Raw genomic sequence first — 7,427 nt, forward strand, 5'->3', positions numbered from 1 at the left:
GTTCCCTCCGCTCGTCGTTGCTTCAGATGGCAATCGTGTCGCGATAAAGCCGCTCTTCGACCCGCTCCAGCGAGCCAAGTGCGAAGAAATCATCATAGGCGATGATCGGCTTATGCGCGATCAGTTCAGAGACGAAGGACTCGGAGGCCAGTTCCTCCTCGATCGCCTCGACCTCGGCCGAAAGCGGCCGGTCGACCACGTAGAAATCCGCATGCTTGCGCACGACCTCGTAGAGCATGCGTGCCACGCCTTCCGGCTTGTCGCCGAGAATGTCCATCGCCTGGGCCGAGAGCAGGGCTTCCAGGGCCGCCAGGCGCTTCAGCGCGCGCATCTGCCGTTCAAAACGTTCGATGACCAGCGGCAGGAAGGCGGCCTCGTCTTCCATCCCAGCCGCCACGACGAGCGACTGGGCCGAGACCGGATTAGACATGGACAGAACACGTGAGAAGATCTCGCCGGCGAGCTTGATGATGGGGCCGAAGCCGGTCGCGATCTTCCCTTCCGGCACGAGATTGACCGGCAAGCCACGCCGCTGGCCGTTGCCGAGCAGCACGCAGCGGTTGAAGGCGTTGCGGGCGGCATGCGCCATGCAGATGACGGCGGCTTCAAGCAGAATGGTGACATCGAGCGGAAGGGAGCCGCCCGAGGTCATGACGCGGCCGTCTACGATGACGGGATTATCGTCCGAGCGGCCCGTGGCGGCGAGAATCTTGTGGCCTGCCGTCAAAAGGTTTTCGATGACCGCGCCGAAGACCTGGGCAATCATGCGCAGGCTCAGCGGGTCCTGCACATGGGTCGCGACCGGCCAGGGCCATTCTTCCGAGGCATTGCAGAGCCAGGCGCCGATCAGAGCCTCGCGGGCGGTGCCGACATGGCGCACGGAAATCCAGGGATCGCGCGAAGCACCGAGCGCGCCGGCGGCCATCATGCCGGTCGCGAGCAGTACGCGAATCGACGAGGCGGCATTGCGGGTGGTTTCCGCCGCGGCGGCGAAGCTGACGGCATTGACGCTGAGCGAGGCGAGGCTGTCGCGCGGCAGCATCCTGAGAGGATCTATGCCGGCGGCGCTGAAAGCGTCGGCAGCCTGCATGCGCCGCCCTCGATAGACGGCCTCGCCAACACCGGTCAGCACAGCGCCAATCTGCCCCATCAGGCCGATATCCGCGCAGCCGATCGAGCCCGTTCGCCTGACGACAGGAATGACATCCGCGCTGAGCAGCTGCAGATAGGCTTCGATCAGCTCCTGCGAGCAACCGACCTTGCCGGTCAAAGCGGTATTTACCCGGATCGCCATCGCATTGCGAACGACCGACATGGAAAAGGGCGCGCCCGTACCGAAATGATGGGCGCGCACGAGGCCGAGATTGAAGGCTCGAGATCTTCAGGAGACCATTCGACATCCTTCATGGCTCCGACACCGGTCGTAGAGCCGTAAACCGGCATCCCCGATTGAATGGTGCTTTCGAGAACGCCGCGTGCCAAGCGTACGCGAGCCATGCCGCTCTCCGACGCCGACGGCAGGACAGTCCCCGCTCCGATCCGCACCAGATCGCTGAACCCAAGGGGTTGTCCGCTGAGCTCGATACCGGCTCTCTGACGCTCCATCTCTGCTGTTCTCCTTTTTTGCAAGGCTATGCGAGCCTTATCGTCAATGGGATATCCCAAATGGCGAACACCTTGATCCGTGCCAGACAGACTGATTTTGAGGCGAGTGCGTACGTTGCGCAACTCTATGTTTGCGCGCGCATATGGCTTCCCGCCCCGGCCGAGCTATTGGGCCAAGGCGAGGAAGAAGCTCGGAAAACTTTGCGATCAGCTCAGGTGCCAGGCGATGTAGAGAAGCGCCAGTGCGATCACCCACAACGCGAGTCGGCCGGAGCGGCTGTGCTTGGCCTCGGCCTTGCCGATCGCTTCCGCCGTCTGCGGATCGAAACGCAGGCCGTTTTCGCTCATATGCAGCAGTTCGTGGTGGAATTTCTCGGTCTTCGCGGCAATCTCGGGTGCGGCTTCGGCGAGCTTCACGGCCGCTTTCAAACCGTCCTTCAAATCTGTCATGATCCGCTTCGGGCCGAGATTGGTGCGAATCCAGTCGCCGACGACCGGTTCCGAGGCCTTCCACATGTTGAAGCGTGGATTGAGCATGCGCGATACGCCCTCGACCACGACCATGGTCTTCTGCAGCATCACCAGCTCGGGCCGCGTTTCCATGTCGAAGAGTTCCGTTACTTCGAAGAGCAAGGTCAGAAGCTTGCCCATGGAGATGGTTTCGGCCGGCTGGCCATGGATCGGCTCGCCGATCGCGCGGATGGCCTGCGCAAAACTCTCCGTATTGTGATGCGCAGGTACATAGCCGGCTTCGAAATGCACTTCGGCCACCCGGATATAGTCGCGGGTGATGAAACCGTAGAGGATTTCGGCGAGGAAGCGGCGTTCCTTCTTCCCTAATCGCCCGACGATCCCCATGTCGACAGCGACGATCATGCCCGCTGCATCGACGAAAAGGTTGCCGGGATGCATGTCGGCGTGGAAGAAGCCGTCGCGCAGCGTATGGCGCAGGAAGGACTGGATCAGCGTATCGGCGAGCGCGTTGAGATCGTGGCCGGCCGCCTTCAGCCCCTCGACGTCGGACATCTTCACGCCGTCGATCCACTCCATGGTGATGACGTCGCGGCCGGTGCGTTCCCAGTCGACTTTCGGAACGCGGAAGCCCGGATCCTTTTCGGTGTTTTCGGCGATCTCGGAGAGCGCGGCCGCTTCCAGCCGCAGATCCATCTCGACCTTGGTGGTCTGCTCGAGCGTCTTGGTCACTTCCACCGGGCGAAGACGCCGGCTGGAGGGCATGAACCGCTCCTGCAGCCGTGAAACCAGATACATCGCCTTGATATCGTTAGAAAAGCGCTGACGAACTCCTGGCCGGACCACCTTGACGGCAACGCGCTTGCGGCCCTCTGCCGTCTCGATTTCGGCCGGATGCACCTGCGCTATCGACGCGGCGGCGATCGGCGCGTCAAAGCTGGCGTAGAGATCGTCGATCCGCCGGCCGAGCGAAGACTCGATGGCTGCCGTCGCCGTTTCATGCGGGAAGAAGGCCATGCGGTCCTGAAGCTGCGATAAGTCGTTCGCCATATCCACGCCGACGACATCGGGGCGCGTCGCCAGGAACTGGCCGATCTTCACATAGGAAGGGCCGAGCCGCTCGACCGCTTGGGCAAGCCGGTCGCTGCGCGCCTGGCTCTTCGCCTTCCGGCGGGCGAAGATGCTGACGAAGGACTTGGCGAGGCTGATGGAGGGGGGCAGCCCTTCCGATGGCAGCGCCATGACCACGCCTTCGCGCACGAGCACCCAGCCGACCCGAACAAGGCCGAAATATGCGCTGAAAGCACTCATAGCACCTCAAAGTCCTGACGAGCGGAAACCTTCGGCCGCGTCATGTGGCTCGACATCATGCTTCAGAGCTTCCAGCCGGAGTGCAGCGCGGCGATGCCGCCGGTGTAGTTGGTGAAGCTCACGCGCGAGAAGCCGGCCTCGCGGATCATCGTCGCGAAGTCCTGCTGGTTCGGGAACTTGCGGATTGATTCCACCAGATATTGATAGGGCTCGGCATCGCCGGTGATCGCCTTGCCGAACTTCGGAATGGCATTGAAGGACCAGGCGTCGTAGACACGGTCGAGCAGCGGCAGATTGACTTCGGAGAATTCGAGCACGAGCAGCCGGCCGCCGCGCTTCAGGACGCGATAGGCCTCCTTCAATGCAACATCGATGTGCGGCACGTTGCGGATACCGAAAGCGATCGTATAGGCGTCGAAGGAGTTCGGCTCGAAAGGCAGTTCCTCGGCATTCGCTTCGACGAAAGTGAGATTGTCGGAAAGCTTCTTTTTCTCCGCCCGCTCGGCGCCGACGGCCAGCATCGAGCCGTTGATATCGAGCACCGTTGCATGTGCCAGGCGGTTCGAGGCTTCCACGATGCGGAAGGCGATATCGCCCGTGCCGCCGGCAACGTCGAGCACCTTGTAACCAGGCTCCTTGCGCGGGTTGAGCGCTGATATCATCGCGTCTTTCCAGGCGCGATGCATGCCCATGGACATGACGTCATTCATGACGTCATAGCGCTTGGCGACCTTGTGGAACACCTCGTTGACGAGGCCCTGCTTTTCGCCATCGGCTACTTCGCGAAAGCCATAGGATGTTTCCATGCCGCCATCGGCGGAGGTGCGGCTGTCTGCCATCGGCTCAACTCCGTTACACAATTAAGCGGCGGACCATAGCGAAATCGCGTTTGCCACGCTATCTCATCAGCCAGATCACCAGCCGCAATGCCTTGGGCTATAGCTCAGATCATAAGCGGTTGAAACATAAAGATGGATAGCCATGCCGGAATTACCAGAGGTCGAAACCGTCAGACGGGGCCTTGCGCCTTCCATGGAGGGTGCCGTTCTGAAGGAGTTGGAGCTGCGCCGCAACGATTTGCGCTTTCCTTTCCCGGCCGATTTCGCGCAGGCCGTTGCGGGCCGCGGCATCGCGTCGCTGTCGCGCCGGGCCAAATACCTGCTGATCGATCTCGACGACGGCAAGACGATCGTCGCGCATCTCGGCATGTCCGGCTCGTTCCGGGTGGAGGAAGGTGCTGCGGCCGAGACGCTGGGAACCTTCCATCATCCCCGCTCCAAGGACGAGAAGCACGATCACGTCCTCTTCCATCTGGCGGGTGCAAGCGGCGATGCGCGCGTCATCTATAATGACCCGCGCCGCTTCGGTTTCATGGATCTCGTCCGGCGGGCCGAGATGGCCAGCCATCCCTTCTTCCGTGATCTCGGGCCGGAACCCACGGGCAATGAACTGAGCGCGGACTATCTGGCTAAGCGCTTTGGCGGTAAGGCGCAGCCGCTGAAGAGCGCGCTGCTGGACCAGAAGAACATCGCCGGTCTCGGCAATATATATGTGTGCGAGGCGCTGTGGCGCTCCCACCTGTCGCCGTTGCGCGCCGCCGGCACGCTGGTGATGGATACCGGCAAACCGACCGAAGCGCTGCTGGCGCTGGTCGAGGCGATCCGCGAGGTCATTGCCGATGCGATAGCCGCAGGCGGCTCGTCGCTGCGCGATCATATCCAGACGGACGGTTCGCTCGGCTATTTCCAGCATTCCTTTTCCGTCTATGATCGTGAAAGCCAGCCTTGCAGTACGCCCGGCTGCGGCGGTACGGTCAGTCGCATCGTCCAGGCGGGGCGCTCTTCTTTCTACTGCGCCTCCTGCCAAGGCTGATTGACGGGCCAAAGGTGATTTAAAGGGCCAGAGCTGATTTAAAGGGAGAGAGAAGTGGCTTACGAAACCCTCATTGTCGAAACTCATGGGGCTGTCGGCCTCGTCCGGATCAATCGGCCGCAGGCGCTGAACGCGCTGAATTCAACGGTCCTTTCCGAGCTCAAGCAAGCCTATGCCGCTCTTCATCTTGACGATGCCATCGGTGCGATCGTGCTCACCGGTTCGGAAAAGGCCTTTGCTGCCGGCGCCGACATCAAGGAAATGCAATCGCTCGATTTCGTCGACGCTTATAAGAATGACTTTTTCAGCGGCTGGGCCGAGATTGCCAATGCCCGCAAGCCTGTCATCGCGGCGGTCAGCGGCTTTGCGCTCGGCGGTGGCTGCGAAGTGGCGATGATGTGCGATTTCATCATCGCCTCGGAAACCGCCAAATTCGGCCAGCCGGAAATCACGCTCGGCGTCATCCCTGGCATGGGCGGCTCGCAGCGTCTCACGCGTGCGGTCGGCAAGGCCAAGGCGATGGACCTGATATTGACGGGCCGGATGATGGATGCGGCAGAGGCGGAGCGTTCCGGCCTTGTGGCGCGCGTCGTACCGGCAGACAAGCTGCTCGACGAGGCGCTGGCCGCCGCCGCCAAGATCGCTTCTTATTCCGGTCCCGCCGTGATGATGGCCAAGGAGGCGGTCAACCGTGCCTTCGAAACCACGCTCGAGGAGGGACTACGCTTCGAACGCCGCCTGTTCCACAGCCTGTTCGCCACAGAGGATCAGAAGGAGGGCATGGCGGCCTTCGTCGCGAAGCGCAAGCCAGCCTTCAAGAACCGGTAGGGACCAAGATTCCGGAATTACGCGGGTTTGGCGAGAATCCGCGTTGACGCCGCGGCTCATTCCGGTTATATGCCCGCCACAGTTTGGAAAGCCGCTCTGGTTTTCCGCAATTGCTCCCGCATTGCTGGATGAAGTGGCCATGGGGCCTACGCCGCAACGATGGAGTTTTGTTCGAATTCTAAGAGAGGCATACATGGCCAATACTACCTCGGCGAAAAAAGCGACCCGTAAGATCGCCCGCCGCACCGATGTCAACAAGGCTCGTCGCTCGCGCGTTCGCACGTTCGTTCGCCAGGTCGAAGAAGCTATCGCATCGGGTGATGCGGATCGCGCAAAGACAGCTTTCATTGCTGCTCAGCCGGAACTGGCTCGCGCGGCAAAGAAGGGCGTGCTTCACGCCAACACCGCTTCCCGCAAGGTTTCGCGTCTTGCCAAGCGTGTGAAGGCCCTTTCGGCCCCGACTGCATAATCTTTCGTTAACGAGTCTATCGTTAGTATTAAGCCCGGCCCTCGCGCCGGGCTTTTTGGATTCAGCCAAAAAAATGCCGTATTGCCAAAATTGACTGCTCGATCATGTCAGTGACGTGACAGAAATATACATTTTAAAACAATGGCTTACGGCAGGATATCTCAGCGCTGGGTGATCTGCATGACGCATTGCCGGCTCACAACTGAGTCAAGGGATATTTTATTTTTTTTCTTTTGAAAGCTGTGGGAATCGCGCTCGACAGGAATCTCTTTGATTCAACAGCGATTCTTTTTTGAAGGGCTTGTGACAGTCAAAAATGGCCTCCTGAGTCAATGGCCGCCTCTTAATTTTGTGTAAAATTCATCGTTGATATCTGCCCTCGATCCTGCCTAAATGGATTTCAACAAGGGGCGCGGATTTCACCTTAAACGGCTTCGGCAAACACCGTTACGTATGGCGGTGGAGGTGGTTTTGTCTCTTGTGACGGAGCGGTTCAGTTCCGTTTTTTCAAACAGTTGACGAGTAAGAACCGGAAGCGGCGACGCTTGCGGAACGAGGAAGCTTGTCTGTCCTTTGCGGCCCAAATTATTGGCGCGGCTGCGGGGAGGGGAGAAAAATTGACAGCCATTGGAGCGGTCAATCGGAATACGAGGGCCGATTGATGCTCCGGTTACAGACGCCGAGACGAATGCTGCTTTAAAGAGCGGTTTTCGCCACAGTGTTCCTGTAAAGCCTGCTGGCCGGGCGTGGCTGATGAACCGGTATGCGGCGCAGCTTGGACAACGAGCGCGATCGTCATGCCATGGCGAAGAACCAGGGGCGGCAGTGATGTGCTCCCGCCCTATAAAGAGACTTTGGAAGGCGGCACTAT

General features: G+C 60.3%; 5 protein-coding genes and 1 pseudogene. 3 read left to right on the forward strand and 3 right to left on the reverse strand.

All coding sequences use genetic code 11. From position 1 onward, the window contains the following. Positions 1-22: 22 nt before the first annotated feature. From ACK83U_RS18825 to ubiE, 3 genes and pseudogenes are all read right to left on the reverse strand, one after another. Positions 23-1,605, reverse strand: a pseudogene (locus ACK83U_RS18825) (aromatic amino acid lyase). 207 nt (positions 1,606-1,812) lie between these two features. After that, positions 1,813-3,387 carry a 2-polyprenylphenol 6-hydroxylase gene (gene ubiB / locus ACK83U_RS18830; protein ID WP_112609357.1) on the reverse strand — a complete coding sequence of 525 codons (1,575 nt, stop codon included), beginning with the start codon at positions 3,385-3,387 and terminating at the stop codon, positions 1,813-1,815. 62 nt (positions 3,388-3,449) lie between these two features. Next, positions 3,450-4,226 (reverse strand): bifunctional demethylmenaquinone methyltransferase/2-methoxy-6-polyprenyl-1,4-benzoquinol methylase UbiE, encoded by a 777-nt coding sequence (ubiE, locus tag ACK83U_RS18835; RefSeq protein ID WP_112609359.1) that lies wholly within the window; start codon positions 4,224-4,226, stop codon positions 3,450-3,452. Positions 4,227-4,368: 142 nt separating this feature from the next. On the opposite strand from ubiE, the gene mutM reads away from it, so the two are divergent. The 3 genes from mutM to rpsT all read left to right on the forward strand — a co-directional run bounded on the left by mutM (position 4,369) and on the right by rpsT (position 6,556). Further along, positions 4,369-5,259, forward strand: a complete 891-nt coding sequence (gene mutM, locus ACK83U_RS18840; protein ID WP_112609361.1) for a bifunctional DNA-formamidopyrimidine glycosylase/DNA-(apurinic or apyrimidinic site) lyase — start codon at positions 4,369-4,371, stop codon at positions 5,257-5,259. Between the two features lie 54 nt (positions 5,260-5,313). Then, a complete protein-coding gene (locus ACK83U_RS18845; protein ID WP_112336703.1) occupies positions 5,314-6,087 on the forward strand; it encodes an enoyl-CoA hydratase in 774 nt (257 codons plus the stop codon). 193 nt (positions 6,088-6,280) lie between these two features. Continuing rightward, positions 6,281-6,556, forward strand: coding sequence for a 30S ribosomal protein S20 (gene rpsT, locus ACK83U_RS18850; protein WP_015338590.1), 276 nt, complete (start codon positions 6,281-6,283; stop codon positions 6,554-6,556). The last annotated feature ends 871 nt before the right edge of the window (positions 6,557-7,427 follow it).

The organism is Rhizobium sp. WW22, assembly GCF_047041135.1.
GTDB lineage: Bacteria > Pseudomonadota > Alphaproteobacteria > Rhizobiales > Rhizobiaceae > Rhizobium.

Coding starts and splice junctions, on each gene's coding strand:
- mutM (WP_112609361.1), top strand. CDS start 4,369: ATGCCGGAATTACCAGAGGTCGAAACCGTCAGACGGGGCCTTGCGCCT.
- rpsT (WP_015338590.1), top strand. CDS start 6,281: ATGGCCAATACTACCTCGGCGAAAAAAGCGACCCGTAAGATCGCCCGC.
- ubiE (WP_112609359.1), bottom strand. CDS start 4,226: ATGGCAGACAGCCGCACCTCCGCCGATGGCGGCATGGAAACATCCTAT.
- ubiB (WP_112609357.1), bottom strand. CDS start 3,387: ATGAGTGCTTTCAGCGCATATTTCGGCCTTGTTCGGGTCGGCTGGGTG.